Here is a 26,006-nt window from a genome sequence, read left to right as displayed (position 1 = left end):
GACCCCTTGAAGACGACGAGGTTGATAGGTTCGGGGTGGAAGCACAGCAATGTGTGGAGCTGACGAATACTAATCGGTCGAGGGCTTATCCTAAAAATGGTTTGCTGTGACACATACATCCAGCAGACAATAGCTTTAAGGCTTCAGCAGCCTCTATCTTTCATATCCAGTTTTCAGAGTGCAACTTGCTTTGAAGGTGTGAAGTTACACCTAACATGCTTAAACAGATACTCTTACATAGAAGATTATGTTTATGCTTAGGGCCTTTAGCTCAGCTGGTTAGAGCGCACCCCTGATAAGGGTGAGGTCGGTGGTTCGAGTCCACTAAGGCCCACCAAATTTTCCCTGATAGCTCAGTTGGTAGAGCACTCGACTGTTAATCGAGTTGTCACAGGTTCGAGTCCTGTTCGGGGAGCCAAGTTTTGGGGAGATACCCAAGTGGCTCAAGGGGACCCTCTGCTAAGGGGTTAGACTGCGCAAGCGGTGCGAGGGTTCGAATCCCTCTCTCTCCGTTCTCTTATTTATCAAGGCCCGTTGGTCAAGCGGTTAAGACACCTCCCTTTCACGGAGGTAACAGGGGTTCGATTCCCCTACGGGTCACCATATTTTTTTCACGACGCGGGGTGGAGCAGCCCGGTAGCTCGTCGGGCTCATAACCCGAAGGCCGCAGGTTCAAATCCTGCCCCCGCAACCAATTGTCTTTTAAGACAATAATCATCCATATGCCGTTGTAGCTCAACTGGTAGAGCAACTGACTTGTAATCAGTAGGTTGGGGGTTCAAGTCCTCTCGACGGCACCATTTTTCTCAAGATGCAGCTCAGATTTAAGGAGTTCATCAAAAATCACCATGGCATGGTGATCATAATCGATGTGCCGTTGTAGCTCAACTGGTAGAGCAACTGACTTGTAATCAGTAGGTTGGGGGTTCAAGTCCTCTCGACGGCACCATCTTTTCTCGGGACGTAGCTCAGCTTGGTAGAGCACCTGGTTTGGGACCAGGGGGTCGCATGTTCAAATCGTGTCGTCCCGACCATTTTTCTAACATAATGAACGAAACATAAACGGCTAATTCAGAGCTCTTCAGAGCAATGAATTAGCCGTTTCTTTGTGTTTCCACCCTTCTTTCTTCCCAGCCAATAATGAGTATGAATGCCCATATTGGGGCAATATAGGGGAACTAGCCAAGCTCATCATGCTTTATTGAGGAAGGAAAAGGGAGGGTATTGTTTTTGAAGAGTAAGATATCGTTAATGACATTGCTAATTGTAATTTGGTGCACTGTACTTGTGCCATCCTCGGCATGGGCACAACCAGGGCCTTTTCATTTTGGATTTAAAAAGAGTGTAAACGGTCGATTGCCATCTATAGACGAGGAAGGCTTTAAAGATATTATCACGAAGCACGGAGCGCTGTTCCTAGGAGATACAAGCAAGAAGGATCTCTTTTTGACATTCGATAATGGCTATGAAAATGGGTTTACGTCGAAAATTTTGGATACGTTAAAAGAGAAAAATGTACCTGCTACATTTTTTGTAACTGGCCATTATGTAAAGGACCAGCCAGAGCTTATGAAACGAATGGTCGCAGAGGGACATATTGTCGGTAACCATTCTTGGAGTCATCCTGATATGTCTCAGCTCTCAGAGGGGCAGATTAAGCTGGAGCTGGATAAGGTGAAGGATCAAGTAACGCTGCTCACTGGACAGAAGGAAATGAACTACCTGCGCGCACCGAGGGGCATTTTTAACGAGAGAGTACTTGCAGCGAGCAAACAATATGGCTATACGAATGTTTTTTGGTCTGTGGCTTATAAAGATTGGGATGTAAATGCTCAGAGAGGCTCACAGTTCGCTTACAGCGAAGTTATAAAGCAGCTTCACCCAGGAGCAATCATTTTGCTTCATTCCGTGTCAAAGGATAATACGGAGGCTTTAGGCAGCATTGTTGATGAGGCGCGAAGACAAGGATATGAATTTAAAAGCTTAGATGAGCTTATGGGCAGTAAAGAGACCCAGTAGCATACATTCTGAGCTTCCTATTTAACTGTTACAAGAACAAAAGAACACGTCTATTAGACGTGTTCTTTTGTTTTTGTTGGGACACATGAAAGACATTTAAAGAAACAGCCTAACCGGCTTCGAAGTCGCAGATGTATAAGATTATTGATTCTATAGAAACAGCTTATGAATGAGCTCTTTGTTGTCCAAAGCTAACTCATAGCCGTGCTGATAGGTATCTGTGAGCTTATTGATATCCTTCTCAAAGCTGTTCAGCGCCCTCTGAGGTCGGATAATGACTGCCTGTCCTTCCTTCTCCAGCTGTTCACAAAACTGAACGGTTTCATTGTATTTTTCATGTCGAGTTAGCAGCACTTCCTCGAGATGAGGGAATTTCTTTTTAAATAGCTTACCAATGACTGCATTCTGCTTGCTGTACTTCTTCACATAACCTTCAGGCTGAGTCAGAATGATCAGATGCTGCTCATTCCCATCAGCTATTGCTTTGCGAATAGGAATAGGATCAGACAGCCCTCCATCATAATAGTGATATCCGTTTATTTCAATGGAAGGGAAGTACAAGGGAATGGCACAGGTAGCGCGAAGCATGGTCCATTTCTGATCAACCTGCATGCCGTTCATATATTCGGTTAATCCGGTATGAGCATTCGTTACGCCAACGAGAAGCTGTCCGCTATAACGTTGAAAAGCGTCTACATCAAAGGGAATCAGTTCATTCGGGATTTTCTCAAAAACAAAATCCAATCCAAATAGACTGCCGCAACGCAGGAAATTACGATACCCAATATAGCGATTATCATGGCGATACTTTTCCAATATTTCCAAATTTCTTCGCTTTTGTTGCGAGATATAGGATAAACCATTACTTATTCCTGCTGATACACCGATACAATAGGGAAACATGATATCCATTTCCAGTAGAGCATCCATTACACCTGCACTGAATATTGGACGAAGGGTTCCCCCCTCTAAAATTAAGCTTGGCACAGCATTTCACCTCTCAATTACTTAGGCTTACTACATTATTTTAGCTCTTCTATCTGGATTGGTCAAAATCAATGTAGAGCGATTTCTACGTTAGGCTGAAGTAAGAAATTTTGAATGAAAAATAGATTTAATAACATTAACATTTAAATTCAGCATAAATGCAAACGCTTACTTGATATTTTATCGCTTTTATGCATCGAAGTGTTAAATATTTCGGCATTTTAATGTTAATAAACATAACACCAAAATGATTTTTTTGCTAAAAATCCGAACAATTAATTGACATATTTGATAATACCCTATATTATCCCTTTTATAGGTATTTTGTTTAAAGTTATATGAACAATAAATAGAGCAACAAAAACAATCTACTCCCACCAAGATGCCCCCTCAATAGTTTAAACGTATTAATTTATTTTATCCTTCAATTTAGTGATCTAGTGTATTCTCATCTCTCAAATTAATTAATTTTCTTTTGCAGAATAAATAAACTTTTTATTTACTTCATAAAAAAACTATACGTTTATATGTCTGAAAATTCTAATTATTTTGATATTTTAGAATAATAGTATCAAAGTTAAAACCTTTTAATTATTGGAACTAGGGTGGTGCATATAGAAATGTCAACTTTGAATGTACAGGAGAAAAGAAAGCTCGCAGTAAAGGATCAAGAACTTTTGCTAGAGGTAAAAGGGCTGAAAACTTATTTTCATGTAGAAGGGAAAATATCAAAGGCAGTAGATGATGTTGATTTTACGATAGTAAAGGGAGAGACTCTGGCTCTCGTGGGTGAATCGGGAAGCGGTAAAAGTATTACCTCGTTGTCTATAATGGGTTTGATTCCGCAGCCTCCCGGTAAAATAGAAGCTGGCTCCATTCATTTTGGAGGAAAAGACTTATTGCAGATAAGTGAACGAGAAATGATGCGGATTCGGGGCAATGATATCGGCATGATTTTTCAGGAACCAATGACATCATTAAATCCAGTGTTTACGGTAGGATATCAAGTTGCAGAATCGCTAATGAGACATAAAAAAATGAAGAAGAAGGATGCTTACAAAAAGGCAGTGGAGCTATTAAAGCTGGTTGGCTTCGCCAGGGCTGATGAAATGGTGCATGAATACCCGCATCAGCTGTCCGGAGGGATGAGACAACGGGTTATGATTGCGATTGCGGTTGCATGCAATCCAGATTTGCTAATCGCAGATGAGCCTACAACTGCTCTTGATGTAACGATTCAAGCACAAATACTAGATTTGCTGCTGGCGCTTAAGAAAGAGTTTCAATCATCCATTCTCTTAATTACGCATGATTTGGGTGTAGTAGCTGAAGTAGCTGATCGGGTTATGGTTATGTACTGCGGTCAAATCGTAGAAGAAGCCTATGTGAATGATTTATTCACTGCACCAAAGCATCCCTATACAAATGGACTACTAGAGAGTATACCGAGCATGGAGAAATCGGTTGAGAGGCTTAATTCCATTCCAGGTACGGTACCTCCCGCTTATCGCTTCCCAGAAGGCTGTCGATTCGAACCGCGCTGCCCGAAAGCTATGGAGAAGTGCAAGCTTGTTAATCCAAAGCTTATAGAGATTGAACCGAATCATAAAGTGCGTTGCCACCTTTTTGGAGAGCAGGAGGAAGCCTAGATGTCCAGCACGAGAGAGAAGCTCATTGAGGTTAGAGATCTGAAAAAGTATTTCCCCGTAAAAGGCGGCGTTTTAAAGAGAACGATTGGCTATGTTAAGGCGGTAGATGGTGTCTCCTTTGATATTTATAAGGGTGAAACACTAGGAATCGTTGGAGAATCTGGTTCAGGCAAATCGACATTAGGTCGTTTGCTAATTAGATTATTAGATCCAACAGATGGGAAAATCATTTTTCAGGAATCGGATATTTCAACGATAAGTCAACGAGCCATGCGCAAGTATCGCGGGGATATGCAGATGGTATTCCAAGATCCTTATTCCTCGTTAAACCCAAGGATGAGTGTGGGTGATCTAATCGCTGAGCCTATGCTGGTGCAGAAGACCGAAGTGAAAGCGGATAGGAAGGAGAAAGTACTAGAGCTACTAAGAAAGGTTGGCCTGCCGCCAGAAGCTGCTAGCAAATATCCGCATGAATTTTCTGGAGGTCAGAGACAAAGGATTGGCATTGCAAGGGCGCTTGCCATTAATCCTAAATTTGTCATTGGTGATGAACCGGTATCGGCGTTGGACGTGTCTGTACAATCTCAGGTTCTTAATCTTATGGATGATCTGCAGGATGAATTTAAATTAACTTATTTGTTTATTGCCCATGATCTAGGTGTCGTTAAGCATATTAGCGACCGGGTTGGCGTCATGTATTTAGGCAGATTAGTTGAGCTTGCTAATAAGGATGATCTTTACGAAGAGCCGTTGCATCCCTATACAAAAGCACTATTGTCAGCGGTTCCGGTTACCGATGTCAGTAAGCGAAAAACGAAAATCAAGCTGGAGGGAGAGATGCCTAGCCCATCCAATCCGCCTTCAGGATGCACTTTTCATACGAGATGCCCACAGGTGCATGATCGTTGTAAACGGGATCGTCCAGAGCTGATGGAGGTTCAATTCGGCCACTTTGTAGCCTGTCATCTCTATGATGATCCTAAATAAGGATTTTGAATAGGAGAGCACTATTTCAAGGAGGTGAGCCAGTAAGTGCACGGTATATCTTTTTGTTATAACAAACAATAGGAGGTTGAGAGAGAATGAAGAAAACAAAGTTTATGCTTATATTGGCTTTAGCACTCATCTTCGTCGTAACCGCATGTACCAAAAATGATGGAAATAATACTCCCAAAGCCAGCAATACGGCTGCGACGAATAAACCTACGGACGAGGCAAAACCGTCACCAGATGATCCGAAAAAAGGCGGCGAAATTACGGCTGCCATGTTCTCGGCACCTGACAATCAATTTAATCCTATCTTTTATGATTCTGCATACGATGGAAATATTCTAGATCTTGTTTTTGAAGGACTAGTTAATCAAGATGAAAAGCTGGAGTTCATTCCTGCTCTAGCGAAAGAGTGGAAATTCAATGATGATTTCACTGAGCTTACATATACCTTGAATCAAGGCATTAAATGGCAAGACGGAGAAATACTTACCGCAGACGATGTTGTATTTACCTATAAATCAATTGCAGATCCGGACTATACAGCTGCTGGCGGTGTACGCGTAGAGTATGTAGATAAGCTGGTCGGCTATGAAGATTATGTTGCAGGGAAGTCGACTGAATTCCCGGGCGTAGTGAAAGTGGATGACAACACGGTAACGTTTTATTTTAAAGAGCCCAACGTTACTGCGCTCAGCAACACTTCATTCCCAATTATCCCTGAACATATTTTCAAAGACGTGAAGGTTAAGGATATGCCTACATACGGCGCTTCTTTTAAAGCGGGAGAGATTATTGGAACAGGTCCTTTCAAGCTTACGAAGTATCAAGAAGGCGAGCAATATGTTCTTGAGCGCTTTGATGATTACTGGCAAGGCGCACCTTACTTGGATCGCATTATCTACCGTGTAATAGATCAGGCTATTATGGCTGGTATGCTTCAAAACAATGAACTGGATTTAGTTACTCGTCCAGATGGAATTCCTGCATCAGATGCAGATGATATTGCTGCGCTGCCGAATGTAGAGGTGCTTGAACAGCAGGCGCTAGCTTATCAATATCTTGGTTTTAAACTGAATAATTCAACAGATGAAACGAAATGGAATGATCCTTCTACTTGGACACCTAATGAGAAGGTAGCCGATAAAAGAGTGCGTCAAGCTATTGCTTACGCAATTAATCGTCAAGGCTTCGTTGATGGGCTGCTATTTGGTAAAGGAACAGTAATCGATGCACCGTTCCCTGAAGCGTCTTGGGCTTATGATGCTAATGCAACGATACATTATGAATTTAGCGCGGATAAAGCGAAAGCTTTACTCGATGAGGCTGGCTATAAGGATACAAATGGCGATGGTTTCCGTGAAGATCCGAAAGGAAAAGAGTGGTCCTTGAATTTGGATTACCCGAGCGGCAATAAAGTTCGTGAGAAAACAGCACCAATCATTGCTGAGAATCTCAAAGATGTTGGTGTGAAGGTAAATGTTAGAAATCCGCGTGATGCATCATCTCACTTCGCGCTTATTGAGCAAAACAATACGGATTGGGATATGTATTTGGCAGGCTGGTCTTTAAGCTCTGGTGACCCGGATCCTGCAGGTATATCACTTTCAACCGCACCTTATAACTATATTCGTTGGAATAGTAAAGAAAGCGATGAATTAATTCAAAAAGCGATGAAAGCACCAGATGCATTTGATATTGACTATAGAAAGAAAATTTATTCCGATTGGGCTAAGCTTTACTCTGAGGAACAACCGGCCGTTATTCTGTATACCAACTATGATATTCATGCATGGAACAGCAGAATTCAAGGAATTACTGTTAGACCTCATACCATTATGAATGATGTACACCTATGGTGGGTTAAGCAATAATGGACGATTTGTTTTGAGGGAATAGCAGAGGGGATGCGGAATGATCCAAATCCCCTCTTTGTTTTCAGTCGGAGGAGGACAACCATGTCTAAATACATCGCGAGAAGGGTCTTACAATTTATACCGATGCTCTTTTTGGTTACGATTATTGTTTATGCCTTGGCTTATTTAGCTCCTGGTGATCCGTTAACCGGGAAGATGATGGACCCGCATGTCCCAAAAGAAGTATATGAAGAACGTCGTGAAGCTTTAGGGCTGAATGATCCTATTTATGTGCAATATGGAAAATGGTTAGGTAATGTGGCGACAGGTAATCTAGGCATGTCGATGACGTACACAGGTAAATCTGTAGCTGACCTCATTAGTGCAAGAATTATGAATACCGTATATTTATCCATGTTCGCATTGTTTATTACAATTGTTATCTCGATTCCGTTAGGCATTTATTCTGCTAGGAAGCCTTATTCTCTGCTAGATTACACGACGACAACATTCTCTTTTCTAGCCCTTGCGACACCAAGCTTTTTTGCGGGATTAATTGGTATTTACGTATTTGCTTTCCAGTTAGGATGGTTGCCATCCCAAGGAACGGTCACTACAATCGGGCTTACAGGGTTCGAGTTGTTTTTTGACAAAATAAAGCATTTAATTTTGCCTGGTTTTACGTTAGGGCTTTCAGGGACTGCTATTTATTTGCGTTATATGAGAACGGAAATGTTGGATGTGATGGGTAGCGATTTTATTCGAACGGCTAGGGCCAAAGGGCTTAGCAATAACTCCGTCCTCTATAAACATACTTTGCGCAATGCGCTTATTCCGATCATTACTCTATTAGGTTTTGAATTCGGAACGCTGCTAGGCGGTGCCGTCATTACGGAAGCCATCTATGTGTATCCAGGGATTGGAACGTTATTTCTAACATCCATTTTGAATCGGGACTATCCAATCATGATGGCCATTAATTTAATATTAGCAGTAACTATTCTAGTCGGGAATTTATTAGCCGATATTTTCTATGCGGTTGCTGACCCGCGTATTCGTTACGATTGAGGTGATGAGGGTGAAATTAGACGTAAGCGTAAATGTAGAAGGAACTAGACCTCAACCGGAAATAAGCCTTAGTCCTTTTCAATTGGCGATGCGCCGTTTTTTACGTAATAAACTAGCAATTGCCGGCATTATTATTATGGTTATCTTAATTTTGATTGCTTTTTTTGCACCATTAATCGCAACTCATAATCCTGAAGCATCGAATTTATCGGATGTGTACAGTAAACCCAATAGCGAACATTATCTGGGTACAGATGCTTCAGGGCGCGATAATTTTTCTAGACTCATCTACGGGACCCGAATATCTTTGACAGTTGGATTTACCGCCATGATCTGTACATTGGTAGTTGGTGTTTTTCTCGGCTCTTTAGCAGGCTATTATGGCGGAAAAGTAGATGCAGTCATTATGAGGGCAACCGATTTAATGTTAACGATTCCTTTTCTGTTGCTTGTTTTAACGATAATGGCTATTTTGCAAAAGGTAACGATTGGCTTATTCGTTGTCATTATTGCCTTTACGACTTGGCCGAATATAACGAGGATCTTACGTGGAGCATTTCTATCTATACGTGAAAAAGAATTTATATTGGGCGCCCGTTCTATTGGATGCTCAGACTTCAGAATAATTACAAAGCACTTTCTGCCAAATGCAATCGGACCCATAATTGTAAATGCGACTTTGACTATGGCTACTATGATTGTAGTAGAGTCCGCGCTTAGCTTTATTGGATTCGGCATTCCAGAGCCAACCCCGACATGGGGGAATATGATTGATGAGGCTAGGCAGATAAGGGTATTGACCAAATTTCCTGAAGCATGGATTCCGCCTGGAGCGGCGATATTGTTAACGGTGCTAGCCATAAACTTCATTGGTGATGGGTTAAGGGATGCTTTTGATCCAAAGGGGAAGCGATAATATCGGTTAAGTAATCAAAAAAAAGCTTTCACGCCTTCTGAAGTTTGGGCGTGAAAGCTCTTTTATTATGAGAGGTTTGGCAGAGTATGCTGCTAATAGGAATCATTTATTTTCTGATACAAGGAAAGCAGCTGTCTCTGTTCTTCATTCGTTAAAACCTGTAGGATTTCAATCTGTATTTTATCGCCTTTTTCTTTAGCCTCTTGCAAAATCTCCAGCCCTTCTGGTTCAATGGCATAATAAATGGAACGACGGCTATTGGGGTCTATTGTTCTTGTTATTAGGTTTTTCTCGAATAGCTTGTTTGTAATATTTGTAATCGCTCCGGGTGTGAGCTCAAGCTTCTTAGATAGTTCTACCCCTCTGAGCGGACCGAATTTACGTAATTGTGATAGAACGAGGATGGAGGATACACCTAAATTAATGCTAAAAGCTCTATTCCATCGTTTCATCATATTTCCGTTAAATACTTCCATGGTGTGTACAAATTCAAACAAATCGATTTCTTTGTCGCTGATATCTATCCCTCCTGGCTATTTAGAGATGGGATGTGGCTGTTTTTAAAGCTGCCTTCTTCTTATTAATTGCAATTACTAACAAAACCATACTAACAACTCCAACCGCAGCGAAAACAGTTGCGACAATAAATGCACTATTTACTCCATGCAACAATCCGTTTGATGCAATGTCTGTTAACTGTTTCGAGGTTGGTGATGCTGGACTTAATTTTGCTACCTCATCCGTGACAAAAAGGTCTGTTTGCGTAGTTAATATGGTTGTCATAATGGCTGTACCTATTGCTCCAGCGATAGCTTGAAGCGTATTTTGCATCGCTGTACCATGTCCATGCAATTTGGGAGGCAAAGCATTTAATCCCGTTGTCATTAATGGCATCGTTAGAAAAGTTACACCAAATGATCGTACCATATAAATGATCATCATGAATATAATTCCTGTAGAAAATGTTAATTGGGTATAGACCGCTGTTGTAGCCAAAAGAATGATGCTTCCTAAAAGGCCAATCCACTTCATTCCATATCGATCAAATAGTTTTCCGGCAATCGGTGACATGATCGCCATTACGATACTGCCTGGTAAGAGGAAAAGTCCAGACTCCAGCGCAGTCATACCTTGGGTGTTTTGCAGATAAATAGGCAATAAGATCATCATCGCATATACGACACCATTTACAAAGAAGCTTATCACAATCGACATTGTGTATTCTATAGATTTGAATATTTTTAAGTCTATAAGAGGATTATTTGTTGTCAGTTGACGAACAACAAACCATACAAGCGAAATAATGCCTACTGCTATTGATCCCAAGACGGGAGCACTTCCCCAGCCTTGTTGACCTGCTATGCTAAAGCCATATAGGATGCCACCGAATCCAAGTGAAGAGGATATAACACCTATCACATCTAGTTTAACCTTTTGAGGCTCAGAGACATTCTTTAGTAAAAAGAAAGATGCTACTAAAGCTACCATTGAAAATGGCAGAATCATATAAAAAATGTAGCGCCAAGATAATTGTGTAACTAATAGTCCTGAAACAGTGGGGCCAACCGCAGGTGCAAACATAATGGCTACACCAACAATCCCCATTGCAGCGCCTCGTTTCTCTATTGGAAAGAGACGAAAGACGACACTGATTAACAACGGCATGACGATACCTGCGCCAATAGCCTGTACAGCTCGTCCAATTAATAATAAGGAGAAGCTAGGTGCTGCACCACATAATAGTGTTCCGAGTGAGAAGATAATCATCGCTGCAAAGAAGAGCTGACGTGTAGAGAAGCGGACCATGAGAAATGCAGTAATCGGTATGAAGATACCGTTGATTAGCATGTAGAGCGTAATTAGCCATTGAGCGGTGGAAGTAGGTACATCAAATTCTTTGGATAGGGTTGGTAATGCTACATTGAGGACGGTTTGATTCAAAATAGCAGCAATAGCTCCTATTAAAAGTACAGTTAAGATGGGGCCGGTTCTAACACTTTGTTGCTTATTCATTGCCACGTTCATCAAGTCCTCCTCGTTTTTTGTTCCCAATTAAACAGACCGCATTCAAATTGTTTAGTGTTAAACAATTTAACGTTAATTAGTTTTTTTGTCAAGAGTAAAGATTTCTTTAATTATTTTCTTAATAGACAAGGTGTTTTATTATTTCCATAGAATATGTCTACAGCTTACTTTTTTTAGGGGCATATCGTATTTTTTTCTAAACGAGGGGTCGGAAAATGCAAAAAAAATTGCGGATGTCTACTATATTGAGACTATTTTTCGTTTTAGTCGTCATTGTTCCCATCGTATTAATAAGTTTTGTAATCTTAAATATTTATAAGCGAGATATCATTGAGCAGAATACGAGCCGCTCATTACAAACCGCCCAAGCTGTTTCCTATTCCGTTAGTCAAGAAATCAATCGCATGAATGGCCTATTTGCTTCTATAGGGGTTGATCAAGAGGTACTTGCGACGACATATGATATTCAAACCAAGACGGGCATAGAAAAACAATTAGCCAGCAACAAGCTAAAGGTTCTTATCGAGAAATATACGGCTTCCGTCTCTGGCCGCGTGTTGTCGGTCAATTTTTTTTTCGAAAACAATAAATCTTACTCCTACTTGAAAAATATGATGATGGACGAAACGGTGGTTCGAAAACAGAAATGGTACCGTGATTCGATAAATTCACCAGATATCGTTCACTTTTTGGGGATGATGCCCAATTCGCTTTATGGCAACTACAATCCGTACATGATGGCAGCCGCACTCTCGCCAAGTGATCTTAATCCAATGTCAAAATTCGAAATGATTTTGTTTACGTTTGAAAGCGGGGCATTCGATCGCATTTTGCAATCTCGCGACAATTCAGAGTCCGTTCTGCACATTGTCAGTAATAAAGGGGAAATAATCGCATCCAACACGATTATAGATAGAGGCAGCTTAATACCTGTTAATTGGTTAACTGATCAAGAGCATAAGGATAAAGGTTCTTTTGTAGACAATAGGAATGATCAAAAAAAACTGATTACTTATGCCAGAGTCGATCATACAGAGTGGTTGATCGTACAAATTATTCCCTATACGGATTTGTTGGCAAACTATCGGAATGTTAATTCTGTTGTATGGTTTCTTGCCATTCTGATCATTTTTGCATTCGTGCTTATATCTTTCTATTTTGTTTCTAATGTAACGAGGCCGATTAGTGAATTGCTGCGACAAATGGTTCGGGTTACTGGTGGAGACTTAGGTGCAAAGTATACCGCTACTGGCAGTGTTGAAATGGTGAAGCTCGGCCATTCCTTTAATCAGATGACCCAGCAGGTTCGTGAACTAATGGATCAGCATGAGAGGCAGGAGGTAGAGAAGCGTAAAGCAGAGTTTGCCGCGCTTCAAGCGCAGATTAACCCTCATTTTCTCATCAATACGTTAAATGCGATTAAGTTTATGGCTTTGATCAGTAAGGCGGATAATATACGTAACATGACACATGCGCTTACGCGTCTATTAGCATCTTCCTTTAATCGCGGGGGTCTGTTAACGACCATAGCGGAAGAAGTGGATCATTTAAAGCATTACCTATATATTATGGAGATTCGTTTCGGTAGACCCATCCAGACAGAGTGGGAGATCGATCAAGATGCATCCGGTCTTTATTTGTTGAAGCTGCTTCTGCAGCCTATTCTGGAAAACAGCATCATTCATGGATTGAAGGATATCGATTATCCGGGGAAAATCATCGTCACGATCAAAAAAAACGGTGGGGATTTGATCATTACTATTGCGGATAATGGTGTGGGAATTGAGCATGAGACAATCGATCAAATGGATGAAGGGACACCTAAGCATACGTTTAGCGGGATGGGAAATAAAAATGTGCATAGACGAATCCAACTGCATTTTGGCAAGCAATATGGACTTCAATACGAAGAAGCGCTGCTTCACGGAACGAAAGTGCGAATTACATTACCGATTCTTACCGAGCCGGATGAAGAACTGGTGAACACCATGGTCAAAAATAACAGTGCTTAACGATATTCCACATGAAACTTGCTTATAAAAACATCATGCTTGAACAAAAAAGGTCATATTGTTTTGGGTGCATGCTAGGTATGATGAAATGACTTGGATGTATGCGCGAATGCTAATCTCTTTATCAAACATGATGTAGGGAGCCGTACAAATGAGAGATTTGAAAAGCAAAAAAATTGCAGCAGCAATCATCCTTTTATTGTTAGTCATGCAGACAGGATGCAGCAATACGGGTGTTGAAGCATTTAAAACCAATTCTTTGGAAAAAAACACATCCGCTCGCTTAGAGTATCCCGAAAATAATGATCAGCCGATTAGATTGAAGTTCGGGATGTGGGAATCCAAAACGGATATTGAATTTTGGACCGAAAAGGTGAAACAGTATTCTGAGATTAGACCGAATGTTGTCGTAGAGGTAGAGACGATTCCTGAAAACAATGGACAGTATTTGAAAGTAAGGCTCGCGGCAAATGATTTGCCGGATTTATTTTATCTTAAGCCCGCTCATTTACCAATCTATAATGCTTCACTTTTATCGCTGGATGATTTGAATGCAACGAGTAGAAATAAATATCCTGCCAAGCTGGATGGTCATGTTCTTGGATTGCCGCTTGTATCTTTCTCTGAATATGTTTTTTATCATCCCAGTATATTTCAAGAGGTAGGCGTCGAGGTACCGCGAACGAGAGGACAATTTATGAATGTGCTCGAGAAGATTAAAAAGCATGGTAAATATATTCCGATTGCGGTTGGCGGCAAGGAAGACTGGACGTTTTATCCCTTCATGGAATTTGGACCTCCAATAATAGCGGAAAATAACCATTACTTAACGGATCTTACTAAAACTGAAAAGCCTTTTGGAGCGGGTTCACCTTTTGAGCAAGCAGCCAAAATGCTCAAAGCAATCGCAGATAATGAGTATGCTGGTCCTGATGCGCTCGAAATTGGCTTTGATCAAGCCAAACAAAAATTTCAGTCCAACGAAGCAGCGATGATTGCGCTTGGACAGTGGTATTATTCAGACCATATGTCAAAGGTGGGCAGCGATGAGGATTTAGATGCTTTTGCTCTCCCATGGAGAACAACAGAGAATGAAGTATTGCGAGCGATTACGATGCCAGATCAGTATATGGCTATCAGCAAAAACTCTCCAAATACGAAAGAAGCTATCGCATTTATGGAATGGATGTTTAGCAAGGATGTTTATCAAGCTTACATAAATAATTCACAGAACTCATCAACCATAACCGATGTCATTTCCTTTCTGCCGTTTTTTTATAAAGCCAATAATGCTCATCCCTTTCATCCTTTTATGTATGATGAAATAGATGAGAAATACGTGAAGATGAAGAATAATGCCCAACATGACGAGAAGAAAATAGGACAAGAGATTTTTGCGGGTGCAAGGGTTACTGATATTGTGCAGAAGCTCAATGACAATTGGACTAAAGCGATGCAAGCGGTTAAGTAGCAAGTAGCAAACGGACTCTATTGTATTCCACTTATTTGCTTACAGATTGGGGGAAGCATAATGACGACATTTAAAGCCTTCATTATTGATGACGAACCTTTAGCTAGATTAGCACTACGGGAATATATATCATTAGCTACTACAGAAATAGAAATAGCGGGGGAAGCGGGTGATGGAGAAGAGGCGCTATCTCTTTTATTAGAAAGAGCGGATATTGATATCCTATTTGTCGATATTCAGATGCCTAGAATGAATGGCGTTGAGCTATTGTCTGCGCTTCGAAACGCCTCTTTGCCCCGAATTCCGCTCATCATTATGCTTAGTGCTTACGGGAATTATCCTTATGTTAGAGACTCATTTGTTCTAGGCGCATTCGATTATATGCTAAAGGCACAATTAGATGAAACATATATCGCACCGGTTCTGAAGAAGACGATTGATGAACTGAATAGAAGACAAAAATCGGCTGACGCGGAAGAGCCCGCTGACGAGGATGAGGTCATTGTTAGTTCCATGCTGCACCGGCTAGCCGTGTCGGATGGACAGGATTTATCCTCATATGAACAAAATGAAGAATTGCTCCAGGGCCTGCTTACCGTTAAGAAACATTTGGGAGAGAAAAATCAAGAGGTGGCGCTAATTAGACTTTCGAAGGCCATTTCATTTGAACATATTCATCGTATTATTTTGCAGACCATCCGGACGGTAACCAATACGGATAGAAATAATGGGATATGCCGCGTTTCTCGTCATGATGAGCGTCATTATACACTGTTTTTCACTTTTCCTGAGCAATGCAGCATCATGGCGATTCGCAGATTAACGCATACGATGCTAACGGATGTGAAAATCAGACTTCAGCAATTTTTAAATCTTCATTTATCCATTGGTGTCAGTGATGTTGCGAATGGCATTGCGGAGTGGAATACCTTGTTTAGACAAGCTGAAAGATTATCTATCTTTTGCTACTACCATGGATATAATCAGTTGTTTTATCCTGAATCTGAGAAGCCAATTGTATTGCATAAAGAGGACTGGGATGAAATTTGGAATCCGTTGAAGCTAGAGCTGCTGCATGCCTTAAATGACAGTGACAATAAGAGATGGAAGCAGTGTTTACAGCCTTGCTTTCAACAGCTTATTGAACGGTTTCCCTCATCCCCTCCTCTCATACAATCCATACTTAGTGATATGGTTTGGGAAGCAGGTTCGCTAATCTATCAGAATGGTATGTCATGGGGGAAATTACTCGATAACTTCCCTAATCCAGCTCAGTATGTGCGTCAGCTCGAAACATGGACTGAGACGGTCGAGTGGATGGAACTTTTTCTACAAGCGCTTCATGAGGCTTTGCATCCTAAATCAAAAAGTGCGTCAGGGTGGCTCAGCCCCATTGTTGCTAAAGCAAAGGCAATTCTGGAGAAACATTTCAATGAAGAAATCCATTTGTCGAGCATAAGTGAAATGGTCGGAGTGAGCGAGAGCTATTTAAGTAAACAATTTGCTAAAGAAACAGGCGTCAATTTCATTCCCTACTTAACGAACCTAAGAATTGATAAAGCAAAGGAAAGCTTGGAGAATGGAATGAAAATTTACGAGGTAGCGGAGCTTGTGGGATATGTTAACCCGGAGCATTTCAGTCGAATTTTTAAGAAAGTAACGGGAGTAAGTCCATTAGCTTATCGGAAAGAAAGCGAGAAACGAGTTGTCGCACCTTCTTTTAACTTCCGTAATAACCATTATTGAAAAAGCAAGGTAGGAGATGCATAACGCGTCTCCTATTTTTTTTATTAAAAGGAAAAATAAGTACAAAAAAGATCAACATCACAACAAAAGATATCATTTGGTCTCGATTTCATTACTTATATAATAAAAAAGCAATAGATGATGTGCTGCTAGAGCTCCCGAGAAAAAGTTCTTAAGGAAAGAAATGAACGACATTTTAAGGAGGAGTTATTGCAAATGGGGAAAAATATTAGAAAAAAAGCAACTTGGGGTATGGTGCTTCTTCTCATCCTGCTCTCACTGTCAGCATGTGGAGGGAATAACGAAAACAGCCCAACGCCTACTGCGAAGCCGGCAGAGACGACTAAGGCAGAAGAGACAGCGAAGGCTGAAGAGACTCAGAAGCCAGCAGAAGAACCAAAGATTACCGGTGATCTAGAAATCCAATATTTCGTGGGCGGTTACGGTGATGCTTGGTGGAAAGAGGTTATCGGCGAGTTTAAGGCAAAATATCCAGATGTGAAAATTAAAGAATCCGCAGGCTCCCAAATCAATGAACAAATGAAGCCGCGTTGGATTCAAGGTAACCCGCCCGATGTTGTATACATCGATGGAGCAGGATCCAATGAAACGCAAATGGTTCAGGATGATCAGTTGATGGACATTACGGAATGGGTGAAAACTGCGAAAAACGTAGATGGAGAAAACCTGATCGATCCATTGATCGCGCCTCCACAAGACTACAATGGCAAAAACTTTACGATTCCATTGGTATTCGGTTCATGGGGCACATTCTATGATGATGCGCTCTTCAAGGAAAAGGGCTGGGATGTACCGACTGACTGGGATAGCTTCTTAGCTACAAGTGAAAAAATTAAAGCAGCTGGCATTAATCCTTACATTCACACAGGTAAATATCCTTACTATGTTGTTGGCGGCCTTCTGAACTCAGGATTCGTTTCTGAAAATGGCGACAATCCGCAAATTTTGAAGGATCAAGAAGCAGCAAAAGAAGGGTCCTTTAATAACGATGCTGTCTCCAATACGTTGAAGAAGCTTGTTGATATGAGAGATAAAGGTTATTTCGATAATGCATCATATGGTATGAACCACACAGATTCGCAAATGCTGTTCTTGCAGCATAAGGATGCTATGATTCCAAACGGCTTATGGTTGGAAAATGAAATGAGCAAGGATGTTCCGGCTGGCTTTACATTTGGATTCATTCCTTCCGTTATGCAAAAAGCTGGCGGTAAGTATGTAGCCATTCCGTACACAAGCAATATCGCCATTGCGAAAAAAGCGAAAAATCCTGATGCCGCAAAAGCATTCGTTGAGTTTATCTTTACGAAAAAAGCAGCTATTCGCTGGGCTGAGCTTACTGGCGCATTGATGAACGTTAAGGCTGACCTAGAGTCAACAAGCGCAAGCAATGTGGTGAAAACGGCAATGAAGTATTTCAATGGAAGCGATACGATCGTAGCACCGGTATTCAAATTGAATTCAGACCTAGAGCAGGCTGAAAATGATGCTACAATCGCTCTACTGCAAAAGACCATTACACCTGAAGAATGGATGGATCGGATGGAGAAGGCCGCTGCTAAAGTTCGTAAATAATGACCTCTCTTTATCCCAACAATCAGAGGACTTTGCTCCTCTGATTGTTCTTTTAAATTATAAGGGAGGCATTAAATGATGATTCCTCATACAAAAAAAGTAAAGTCATCCCGTCCATGGAGCAGGAAGCTGTTTATTGCCAGCTTTCTATTACCTACACTAGCTCTTTTTTCATTATTTACAATTTATCCTCTGCTCCGAGGCTTATATTTAAGCTTCTTTGATTGGTCCGGCGGATCGGAAACGATGAATTTTATCGGTGTAGATAATTATAAGGAGCTATTTGCGGATTCTATTATTCCTGTCGCAATCAAAAATGATTACTTCCTTATCTTTTGGAAAGTTATTCTGATCATGTCCCTTGCCACTTTTTTTGCGGTTTCTTTAACGAGATTGAAACTGAAGGAATATGGGTTTTATCGTGTAGTATTCTTTTTCCCCAATATCATCTCGGTTGTCGTTATCGGCGTATTGTGGAGCTTCATTTATAACCCGACTCTAGGCTTTCTGAATGCATTCCTATCTTTATTCACTTCAAAGCCTGTAGATACGAACTGGTTAGGATCGCCGGATCTGGCCATTTGGTCTCTGCTTCCCCCAAGCGTGTGGGCAGGTATCGGATTCTATATGCTACTCATAATCGCATCTATATTAGGCATTTCAAGCTCCTTGTACGAGGCGGCGAGTATTGATGGTGCAGGAGAATGGAAGCAATTTACGAAGATTACACTTCCGTTAATATGGGAGCAATTTAAGACATCTATTATTCATATCGTCATTACGACCCTAAATGGCTCATTCATTATCGTGAAGCTGATGACCGACGGCGGCCCAGACAATGGCACTCAGGTTCTTGGCTATTATTTATACCAAATGGGCTTCAAGCAATTCCATCTTAGCTACGGGGCTACAATTGGCGTTCTGATTTTAATATTGTCTTTAATCACAACCTTGCTGCTGCAGCGTATTCTTCGTAGGGAGACAATCGAAATGTAAGGAGGTGGAGCAATGAATATTCTTACAACGAAAAAGCCCATGCTGTTCCTATCGAAATCTATCGTTCGTTTCATTCTCTTGCTATGGACATTGATTGTCCTTTATCCGGTCATTTGGACGTTCCTAACCTCCTTAAAAGATAATGGACAGGTTATGCAGGGGAAGCCATGGGATTGGCCTACTGTTTTTCATTTTAATAATTATGGAAATGTATGGAGTCGAGCGCATTTTGGCGATTATTTTTTTAATTCCATTTTCGTCACGGTAGGCAGTATGATTTTGTCTTTGGTTATGGCAGCGACAACCGCATATATATTGGCCCGTTTTGTTTTTAAAGGCAGAGGATTTCTGTTTTTTATATACGTTTCCTCTATGATGATCCCGACAACACTAGGATTAATTCCATTATTTTTTCTTCTGAGCGATCTGCATTTGTCTAATTCGTTATGGGGACTGATGCTGGTCTATTCTGTCGGCACGATCGGCATCCTGCCGTTCGCAATCTTTTTTCTGGTGGGCTTTTATAAGACGCTGCCGAGGGAGTTAGAGGAAGCTGCGATAATAGACGGATGCTCCGATTATGCGGTTTTTTTCCGGATAATGCTTCCGTTGTCGAAGCCGGGGCTTGTAACGGTAGGTATTATGAACGCATTAACGGTCTGGAATGAATATATTATGGCTACTGTTCTGATCAATGATCCAGAGAAATACACCGTCCCTGTCGGCATTGCCATTATGCAGGCAGAAATGCAGTATAGGACGGAATGGGGACCCCTATTTGCGGGATTAGCGATTTCCATGGTTCCTGTTATTTTGTTGTATGTCATCTATCAAAGGCAAATAACGGGCGGGTTAACCGCTGGCGCTTTGAAGGGCTGATGGTTCCTCCTATATGCAAAAAAATGCGAAAACCGATAGCAAAAGCTGTCGGTTTTTTTCTTTGGACACGGGCACAAGAAATTTCCCTTTTTAAGGAATGCTAATTATGTCATATAATGAATAAAGACAGATAACACTTGATTAGTGGAAAAGGGGTTCTTCACTTGAGTTCGACTCACACAACATTGCTTCGAGACAAGAAGCAACGCAAATTATTGTTTAGTGCAGGTCTTAGTTGGTTATTTGACGCAATGGATGTAGGGATACTTTCCTTTATCGTGGCGGCATTAAGTGTGGAATGGGGGCTGGGGGCCCAGCAGATCGGCATACTGACAGCTGTTAATTCTATTGGCATGGCTGCTGGCGCAGCAGTAGCAGGCTCTCTAGCAGATCGGTACGGACGCAAATCCATCTTGCTGTGGACACTTCTTATTTTCTCGATTGCAAGCGGATTATCCGCGCTTGCAGCTAGTTTTACTGTTTTATGTATTCTGCGTTTTATAACAGGCTTTGGTTTAGGCGGAGAGCTTCCTGTCGCTTCTACTCTTGTCTCGGAATCCGTTCCCGCGAAGGAGAGAGGCCGCGCCATTGTTCTTCTGGAAAGCTTTTGGGCAGGCGGTTGGATTTTGGCAGCTTTGATTGCTTACTTCGTTATTCCTGCGTATGGCTGGAGAATGGCATTTGTCATTGGTGCGCTGCCCGTATTTTATGCGGTTTATTTAAGAAGATCGATAGAGGATTCACCTCGGTTTAAAGCACAGCAAAACGTGAAAACTTCATTAAAGGAAAGACTGGCATCCATCTGGTCGAAGAAATATCGAAAATCCACGATAGCACTCTGGGTGTTGTGGTTTACTGTCGTCTTTTCCTATTATGGGATGTTCCTATGGCTTCCAACCGTTATGGTGATGAAAGGCTTTGATCTCGTCAAAAGCTTTCAGTATGTGCTCATTATTACGCTAGCTCAGCTGCCTGGATACTTTACTGCGGCTTATTTCATAGAAAAATTCGGACGTAAATTTGTATTAGTCACCTATTTGCTGCTTACCGCCGTAAGCGCAATATGGTTTAGTTATGCGGATTCCGCAGGCATGCTCATAGCTGCCGGCATGAGCTTGTCCTTTTTCAATCTAGGTGCTTGGGGAGCGATGTACGCTTATACGCCAGAGCTATACCCAACTGCTATTCGTGCTACCGGTTCAGGTTTTGCCGCTTCTTTTGGCCGCGTAGGCGGTATTATTGGACCATTTACGGTAGGGGCGCTTGTGGCGAAGGGAGCCTCTTTAACAACCGTATTTCTAATCTTCTTTATTGCGATTGTTATTGGAGCGCTAACTATACTTTTTATTGGGAAAGAAACAAAGGGAATTGATCCGGATCTGTAAGCGTACAGACCCTTGGAGTCTGTATTGGGAATGGATGAAGACAAAGACTCGAGAGCTGACTTTATGAACGAATAGTCAGCTCTCGAGTCTTATTTTTATTGGAGCGGTTATAGTCATGAAAGATTAGGAAGAGCCGACCGTCTTTTTGGAGAAAAAGGTTTTGAGCGCCTTATACACTTCGCCTTTCTCCTTAATGATGGAGTACATGAACTTCTTATGGTTGATATGCTTGTATGCTGACATGAGCGTACTGCTGCGGTTGTACTGATTAACCTCGCCGTAGCCGAATATATTGCTCCGTTCCATTAATTGATTAATGAGCTTCACGCATCTCTCGTTGTCAGAGGTCAGGTTGTCGCCATCAGAGAAGTGGAAGGGATAGATGTTCCAGTTCGATGTTGGGTAGCGGCTGTCTATAATATCTATCGCCTTCTGATAGGCGGAAGAGCAAATGGTACCGCCGCTTTCTCCGCGATTGAAGAACTCTTCCTCCGTTACTTCCTTGGCTTCCGTATGATGAGCGATAAATACAATTTCAACATGCTCATATTTTCGGCGCAGGAAGCGGGTCATCCAGAAGAAGAAGCTGCGTGCGCAATATTTTTCGAATGAGCCCATGCTGCCAGACGTATCCATGAGCGCGAGAATGACGGCATTGGATTGCGGTTTAATAATTTCATTCCACGTCTTGTAACGAAGATCATCGGGAGATATGCCGCCGATTCCAGATTTCCCTGCATTTGCGTTGCGTCTGAGATTTTCGATTAGTGTACGTTTCTTATCAATATTAGACATGATGCCTTTTTTTCGTATATCTTGAAATACAATTTCAGTTGATTGCAGCTGATCCTTTTGCTTTTGCTCCAGGTTTGGCAGTTCAAGCTCCTCAAACAGCATATCTTCAAGCTGATCGATGCTGATCTCTGTATCGATAACATCTTCGCCTGGCTGATCACCAGCATCTTGACCTTTGCCGGGTCCTTTAGCTGCTTGCGGATCTACCCCCAGTACATCGCCAACCTGCGAATCACCGTCTCCTTGTCCGACATGCTGCTTCTTGTTGTAGTTGTATATAAAGTGAGTTTCGTCAAGACTTTTGATGGGAACCTTAATTGTACGCTTGCCGTCAGACAAGATGATGCTCTCGTCAGAAACCAAATCAGGCAGGTTCTGTTTAATGGCTTCCTGTACCTTCTCCTGATGCCGCGCTTGATCCTCATAGCCTTTGCGGTGGAGTGACCAATTTTCCCTTGATACAACAAACAGCGGCTGTGAATCCATGCTTCCTCACCTCATCTCAATATGTTGCTCCAACTTCATGGAGGTAACGGTAAAATTCCTCTTCGCTTATTTCTTGTCTGTTACTCAATATATTCAAGAACGGAGCGGTTATGTGAACGAATATGAGTCCATTTCTATCAATCTATCTGACATCTTGTACCGGTCTATTAGACATTATGTTAAATAGATGGGGGTTTTTTAAGTATTTCGGATCATGTAATTCAAAAAATATGTTATATAATATTACATATATTTGAAATAATGTATCCTATACCTAACATAAACGATATATGAGAAGAAAGTGATGGTTTCATTTATCTTGCAACAGCTATCGATAAAACAATTTTGGAAGATGCTGCGAAGTAGCTGCATACGCTAGTCTATAAGGATCGCGGAGGGTCCCATCTGCGATCTCTTCTACTATAAGAGCGGCGGCCGCGAAGGAGGAGAGCATTATGAGTAAGAACGAGGCAGGGATGAGTACGGAAGAGAAGGAATCACTGCTGGAACAGGATCGTAAATATCTATGGCATCATATTTCTCCACATAATGATAATCCGATGGTTGTCGTATCAGGAGAAGGCAGCTGGATAACCGATATGGACGGCAACCGTTATTTGGACGGCATGTCAGGCTTATGGTGCGTTAATGTTGGTCATGGGCGCGCGGAAATTGCTGAAGCGGCTGCCGAACAAATGAAAACAATTGCTTATTCACCTCTTATCCAATCGCATGTGCCTGCTATCAAGCTTGCTGCCAAGCTGAATGAATGGCTTGAAGGCGAGTATCGCATTTTTTTCTCTAACTCGGGATCGGATGCCAATGAAGTAGCCTTCAAAATAGGGCGTCAATATTATCATCAGCGAGGAAAGCCGACTAAGCATAAGTTTATTTCACGTCATCGCGCTTATCATGGCAATTCAATGGGAGCGCTTAGCGCCACGGGGCAGGCACAGCGCAAAGCGAAATACGAGCCGCTCGGAGTTGGATTCACCCATGTGCCTCCACCTTATTGCTACCGCTGTCCATTTGGTCAAACAAAAGGCGCATGCAAGACACAGTGCGCACAAGCCTACGAGGATGCGATCATTTGGGAAGGACCAGATTCTGTAGCCGGCATCATCGTGGAGCCCGTTATTACGGGCGGGGGGATGATTGTGCCGCCTGATGACTATTTGAAAAGGTTGAGAGCGATTTGTGATAAGTATGATGTGCTGCTTATTGTGGATGAGGTCATTTGTGGATTTGGCCGCTCCGGTGAGAAATTTGGACATATCAACTTTGGTGTCCGGCCAGATATCGTCACGATGGCTAAGGGACTTACAAGCGCCTATTCACCCTTATCAGCGACAGCGGTCTCAGCTGAAATGTATGAAAGCTTTAAAGAAAGCGGCTCGGACGCGCATTTCCGACATGTGAATACATTCGGAGGCAACCCCGTGTCTTGTGCAATAGCGTTAAAAAATATTGAAATATTGGAGCGAGAAAATTTAGTAAGCCGCTCTGCTTTTATAGGAAAGGAATTGCTTAGAGGAATAAAGACACTCAAGGAGCATCCAAATGTTGGCGAGATTAGAATATTTGGTTCTGCTATCGGTATTGAGCTTGTTGAGGATAGAGGTACGAAGGAGCCTGCGACAGCTGCGAGAGTGACAGCTGTTATTGCAGCCTGCAAGAAAAGAGGTCTGCTTATTAGCAAAAACGGCGATACGGTACCGGGATTTATGAATATTTTGACGCTTAGTCCTCCTCTTTCGACAACGGATGATGAGATAACGTTTATCGCCGATACGCTGCTGGAAGTCTTTGCAGAATGAGGAAGGAGAAGAGAAACCGATGAAGCATAAAACAGAAACAAGCATTAATTCAAAGAGGCTCCATGGAAGAATAGAAGAGCTTGCGCAAATTGGAAAAATCGGTGAAACCGGTGTATGTCGACTAGCTTTATCGAAGGAGGATCGAGAAGGTGTAGAGCTTGTGAAAAGCTGGATGGAAGAAGCGGGAATGAAAGCTAGTATAGATCCTTTTGGAAATTTAATTGGTGTATGGAAGGGGCGAAATGCTGAAGCTCCAGTGCTGATGCTTGGCTCTCATGTAGATTCACAGCCTTATGGCGGTCGCTATGACGGTGTGATTGGTGTTTTGGGTGCCATAGAGGCAGTTGAAACGATGGTTGAAGCAGGCTTCCAACCGGAAATGAATATTGAGGTTGTTGCTTTCTGCGATGAGGAGGGCTGTCGCTTTAATAAGGGGCTATTCGGCGTTAGAGGGATGACGGGAATGCTTGAGGAGGGCGAACTGGATCGGACGGATAAGAACGGCATAACTCGAAGGGAAGCGCTGCTTTCATTTGGTTGTGATCCTGAGGAGTTACATCATTATAGCTATCAGAGAGGGAGAATTGGCGCTTTCCTGGAGCTGCATATTGAACAAGGTCCTGTTCTAGAAATGAAGGGGGAACCGATCGGTATTGTGAGCGGCATATCCGGCCCGGTGTGGTGGACAGTCGAAATGACCGGCTTTGCTGGACATGCGGGCTCCGTTCCCATGCCGATGAGGCAGGATGCGCTTGTCGGCTGCGCCAAAGTCATTGTTGGACTGAATGAATTGGCAAACAGTGTGCAAGGTGCATCCACGGTTGGAACGGTTGGTTCTCTGTCGGTATTTCCGGATTCACGAAATATCATTCCGGAGAAGGTGAGCTTCACGGTTGATTTTCGGGATATTGATTTGGAGCGCAGAAATAGCTTGGAGACAAAGCTTCTCGCGCTTATTGATCATGTTTGCTTAGAGCATGGCTTAACGTACAGCATTCGTGAGGATACGAGGAGTGAACCCCGATATTGTGCGGATTGGCTAAAAGCTATTTTGCGAGAAGAAGCTTCAGAGCTGGGTCTTGTGCCGCCGGAGCTTATGAGCGGTCCCTTTCATGATTCGTTAACGATGTCATATACCTGTGATTATGCAATGATTTTTGTCCGGTGCAAGGAAGGTATTAGTCATAATCCGAAGGAGTTTGCGGAAAAAGAAGATATTGCGCTTGGAGCGGAACTGCTCTACCGGGCAGCTAGGATGATCGGCGGGAAGAAGGATGAGTAGGTTTTACGAGAACGGTTGATCGCGAAAAACA

General features: G+C 42.2%; 19 protein-coding genes, 8 tRNA genes and 1 rRNA gene. 24 read left to right on the top strand and 4 right to left on the bottom strand.

What is annotated here, in order from left to right; all coding sequences use genetic code 11:
- From AC0YOD_RS26780 to pdaA, 10 genes are all read left to right on the top strand, one after another.
- Positions 1-93 (top strand): 23S ribosomal RNA (locus AC0YOD_RS26780); the annotation flags it as partial.
- Between the two features lie 167 nt (positions 94-260).
- Positions 261-337, top strand: a tRNA-Ile gene (locus AC0YOD_RS26775).
- A 5-nt stretch (positions 338-342) separates the two neighbouring features.
- Positions 343-418: transfer RNA gene (locus AC0YOD_RS26770), tRNA-Asn, on the top strand.
- A gap of 6 nt (positions 419-424) precedes the next feature.
- A tRNA-Ser gene (locus AC0YOD_RS26765) sits at positions 425-512 on the top strand.
- Positions 513-528: 16 nt separating this feature from the next.
- Positions 529-603: transfer RNA gene (locus AC0YOD_RS26760), tRNA-Glu, on the top strand.
- 14 nt (positions 604-617) lie between these two features.
- Positions 618-694: transfer RNA gene (locus tag AC0YOD_RS26755), tRNA-Met, on the top strand.
- A gap of 30 nt (positions 695-724) precedes the next feature.
- Positions 725-800, top strand: a tRNA-Thr gene (locus AC0YOD_RS26750).
- A gap of 73 nt (positions 801-873) precedes the next feature.
- A tRNA-Thr gene (locus AC0YOD_RS26745) sits at positions 874-949 on the top strand.
- An 8-nt stretch (positions 950-957) separates the two neighbouring features.
- A tRNA-Pro gene (locus AC0YOD_RS26740) sits at positions 958-1,034 on the top strand.
- Between the two features lie 196 nt (positions 1,035-1,230).
- Entirely contained in the window at positions 1,231-2,019 is a 789-nt protein-coding gene (gene pdaA / locus AC0YOD_RS26735; RefSeq protein ID WP_475802398.1) for a delta-lactam-biosynthetic de-N-acetylase, read from the top strand.
- 150 nt (positions 2,020-2,169) lie between these two features.
- Here the strand turns inward: pdaA and AC0YOD_RS26730 are convergent, their stop codons facing one another.
- Complete coding sequence (locus AC0YOD_RS26730) at positions 2,170-3,006, bottom strand: patatin-like phospholipase family protein (protein ID WP_475802397.1); 837 nt, start codon at positions 3,004-3,006, stop codon at positions 2,170-2,172.
- Positions 3,007-3,626: 620 nt separating this feature from the next.
- Here AC0YOD_RS26730 and AC0YOD_RS26725 point away from each other — a divergent pair.
- From AC0YOD_RS26725 to opp4C, 5 genes are all read left to right on the top strand, one after another.
- Positions 3,627-4,655: an ABC transporter ATP-binding protein gene (locus tag AC0YOD_RS26725; RefSeq protein WP_475802396.1), complete on the top strand. Its 1,029-nt coding sequence runs from the start codon at positions 3,627-3,629 to the stop codon at positions 4,653-4,655.
- On the top strand, positions 4,656-5,642 hold the full coding sequence (locus AC0YOD_RS26720) for an ABC transporter ATP-binding protein (protein ID WP_475802395.1): 987 nt from the start codon (positions 4,656-4,658) through the stop codon (positions 5,640-5,642).
- Between the two features lie 95 nt (positions 5,643-5,737).
- Entirely contained in the window at positions 5,738-7,519 is a 1,782-nt protein-coding gene (locus AC0YOD_RS26715) for a peptide-binding protein (RefSeq protein ID WP_475802394.1), read from the top strand.
- Between the two features lie 84 nt (positions 7,520-7,603).
- Complete coding sequence (locus tag AC0YOD_RS26710; RefSeq protein ID WP_475802393.1) at positions 7,604-8,569, top strand: ABC transporter permease; 966 nt, start codon at positions 7,604-7,606, stop codon at positions 8,567-8,569.
- A gap of 4 nt (positions 8,570-8,573) precedes the next feature.
- Positions 8,574-9,485 (top strand): oligopeptide ABC transporter permease, encoded by a 912-nt coding sequence (gene opp4C, locus AC0YOD_RS26705; RefSeq protein ID WP_475802392.1) that lies wholly within the window; start codon positions 8,574-8,576, stop codon positions 9,483-9,485.
- 92 nt (positions 9,486-9,577) lie between these two features.
- Here the strand turns inward: opp4C and AC0YOD_RS26700 are convergent, their stop codons facing one another.
- Positions 9,578-9,961, bottom strand: coding sequence for a MarR family winged helix-turn-helix transcriptional regulator (locus tag AC0YOD_RS26700; RefSeq protein WP_475802391.1), 384 nt, complete (start codon positions 9,959-9,961; stop codon positions 9,578-9,580).
- A 61-nt stretch (positions 9,962-10,022) separates the two neighbouring features.
- A complete protein-coding gene (locus AC0YOD_RS26695; protein WP_475802390.1) occupies positions 10,023-11,510 on the bottom strand; it encodes a DHA2 family efflux MFS transporter permease subunit in 1,488 nt (495 codons plus the stop codon).
- A gap of 233 nt (positions 11,511-11,743) precedes the next feature.
- Here AC0YOD_RS26695 and AC0YOD_RS26690 point away from each other — a divergent pair, with 233 nt between their 5' ends.
- The 7 genes from AC0YOD_RS26690 to AC0YOD_RS26660 all read left to right on the top strand — a co-directional run bounded on the left by AC0YOD_RS26690 (position 11,744) and on the right by AC0YOD_RS26660 (position 21,595).
- Entirely contained in the window at positions 11,744-13,522 is a 1,779-nt protein-coding gene (locus tag AC0YOD_RS26690; protein ID WP_475802389.1) for a sensor histidine kinase, read from the top strand.
- Positions 13,523-13,673: 151 nt separating this feature from the next.
- A complete protein-coding gene (locus AC0YOD_RS26685) occupies positions 13,674-14,993 on the top strand; it encodes an ABC transporter substrate-binding protein (RefSeq protein WP_475802388.1) in 1,320 nt (439 codons plus the stop codon).
- Between the two features lie 60 nt (positions 14,994-15,053).
- A complete protein-coding gene (locus AC0YOD_RS26680; RefSeq protein ID WP_475802387.1) occupies positions 15,054-16,739 on the top strand; it encodes a response regulator transcription factor in 1,686 nt (561 codons plus the stop codon).
- Between the two features lie 216 nt (positions 16,740-16,955).
- Positions 16,956-18,335 carry an extracellular solute-binding protein gene (locus AC0YOD_RS26675; protein ID WP_475802386.1) on the top strand — a complete coding sequence of 460 codons (1,380 nt, stop codon included), beginning with the start codon at positions 16,956-16,958 and terminating at the stop codon, positions 18,333-18,335.
- Positions 18,336-18,413: 78 nt separating this feature from the next.
- Positions 18,414-19,331 (top strand): carbohydrate ABC transporter permease, encoded by a 918-nt coding sequence (locus AC0YOD_RS26670; RefSeq protein ID WP_475802385.1) that lies wholly within the window; start codon positions 18,414-18,416, stop codon positions 19,329-19,331.
- Between the two features lie 12 nt (positions 19,332-19,343).
- On the top strand, positions 19,344-20,210 hold the full coding sequence (locus AC0YOD_RS26665) for a carbohydrate ABC transporter permease (protein ID WP_475802384.1): 867 nt from the start codon (positions 19,344-19,346) through the stop codon (positions 20,208-20,210).
- A gap of 164 nt (positions 20,211-20,374) precedes the next feature.
- Positions 20,375-21,595 carry an MFS transporter gene (locus AC0YOD_RS26660; protein ID WP_475802383.1) on the top strand — a complete coding sequence of 407 codons (1,221 nt, stop codon included), beginning with the start codon at positions 20,375-20,377 and terminating at the stop codon, positions 21,593-21,595.
- A gap of 123 nt (positions 21,596-21,718) precedes the next feature.
- Here the strand turns inward: AC0YOD_RS26660 and yhbH are convergent, their stop codons facing one another.
- Positions 21,719-22,876 carry a sporulation protein YhbH gene (gene yhbH, locus AC0YOD_RS26655; RefSeq protein WP_475802382.1) on the bottom strand — a complete coding sequence of 386 codons (1,158 nt, stop codon included), beginning with the start codon at positions 22,874-22,876 and terminating at the stop codon, positions 21,719-21,721.
- A 476-nt stretch (positions 22,877-23,352) separates the two neighbouring features.
- On the opposite strand from yhbH, the gene AC0YOD_RS26650 reads away from it, so the two are divergent.
- Together AC0YOD_RS26650 and AC0YOD_RS26645 are read left to right on the top strand one after the other, a co-directional pair.
- Entirely contained in the window at positions 23,353-24,693 is a 1,341-nt protein-coding gene (locus tag AC0YOD_RS26650; protein ID WP_475802401.1) for an aminotransferase, read from the top strand.
- A gap of 19 nt (positions 24,694-24,712) precedes the next feature.
- Positions 24,713-25,975 carry a M20 family metallo-hydrolase gene (locus tag AC0YOD_RS26645; RefSeq protein ID WP_475802381.1) on the top strand — a complete coding sequence of 421 codons (1,263 nt, stop codon included), beginning with the start codon at positions 24,713-24,715 and terminating at the stop codon, positions 25,973-25,975.
- The last annotated feature ends 31 nt before the right edge of the window (positions 25,976-26,006 follow it).

It is taken from the genome of Paenibacillus sp. J31P13, assembly GCF_056269295.1.
This window is presented reverse-complemented; position numbering and strand designations above follow the sequence as displayed.

What these genes read in the sequence shown, in the direction of transcription:
- AC0YOD_RS26710 (WP_475802393.1), top strand. Translation starts at nt 7,604, where the DNA reads ATGTCTAAATACATCGCGAGAAGGGTCTTACAATTTATACCGATGCTC.
- AC0YOD_RS26715 (WP_475802394.1), top strand. Translation starts at nt 5,738, where the DNA reads ATGAAGAAAACAAAGTTTATGCTTATATTGGCTTTAGCACTCATCTTC.
- AC0YOD_RS26725 (WP_475802396.1), top strand. Translation starts at nt 3,627, where the DNA reads ATGTCAACTTTGAATGTACAGGAGAAAAGAAAGCTCGCAGTAAAGGAT.
- AC0YOD_RS26675 (WP_475802386.1), top strand. Translation starts at nt 16,956, where the DNA reads ATGGGGAAAAATATTAGAAAAAAAGCAACTTGGGGTATGGTGCTTCTT.
- AC0YOD_RS26720 (WP_475802395.1), top strand. Translation starts at nt 4,656, where the DNA reads ATGTCCAGCACGAGAGAGAAGCTCATTGAGGTTAGAGATCTGAAAAAG.
- AC0YOD_RS26645 (WP_475802381.1), top strand. Translation starts at nt 24,713, where the DNA reads ATGAAGCATAAAACAGAAACAAGCATTAATTCAAAGAGGCTCCATGGA.
- AC0YOD_RS26650 (WP_475802401.1), top strand. Translation starts at nt 23,353, where the DNA reads ATGAGTACGGAAGAGAAGGAATCACTGCTGGAACAGGATCGTAAATAT.
- AC0YOD_RS26695 (WP_475802390.1), bottom strand. Translation starts at nt 11,510, where the DNA reads ATGAACGTGGCAATGAATAAGCAACAAAGTGTTAGAACCGGCCCCATC.
- AC0YOD_RS26665 (WP_475802384.1), top strand. Translation starts at nt 19,344, where the DNA reads ATGAATATTCTTACAACGAAAAAGCCCATGCTGTTCCTATCGAAATCT.
- AC0YOD_RS26680 (WP_475802387.1), top strand. Translation starts at nt 15,054, where the DNA reads ATGACGACATTTAAAGCCTTCATTATTGATGACGAACCTTTAGCTAGA.
- yhbH (WP_475802382.1), bottom strand. Translation starts at nt 22,876, where the DNA reads ATGGATTCACAGCCGCTGTTTGTTGTATCAAGGGAAAATTGGTCACTC.
- AC0YOD_RS26670 (WP_475802385.1), top strand. Translation starts at nt 18,414, where the DNA reads ATGATTCCTCATACAAAAAAAGTAAAGTCATCCCGTCCATGGAGCAGG.
- AC0YOD_RS26700 (WP_475802391.1), bottom strand. Translation starts at nt 9,961, where the DNA reads ATGGAAGTATTTAACGGAAATATGATGAAACGATGGAATAGAGCTTTT.
- opp4C (WP_475802392.1), top strand. Translation starts at nt 8,574, where the DNA reads ATGAGGGTGAAATTAGACGTAAGCGTAAATGTAGAAGGAACTAGACCT.
- AC0YOD_RS26690 (WP_475802389.1), top strand. Translation starts at nt 11,744, where the DNA reads ATGTCTACTATATTGAGACTATTTTTCGTTTTAGTCGTCATTGTTCCC.
- AC0YOD_RS26685 (WP_475802388.1), top strand. Translation starts at nt 13,674, where the DNA reads ATGAGAGATTTGAAAAGCAAAAAAATTGCAGCAGCAATCATCCTTTTA.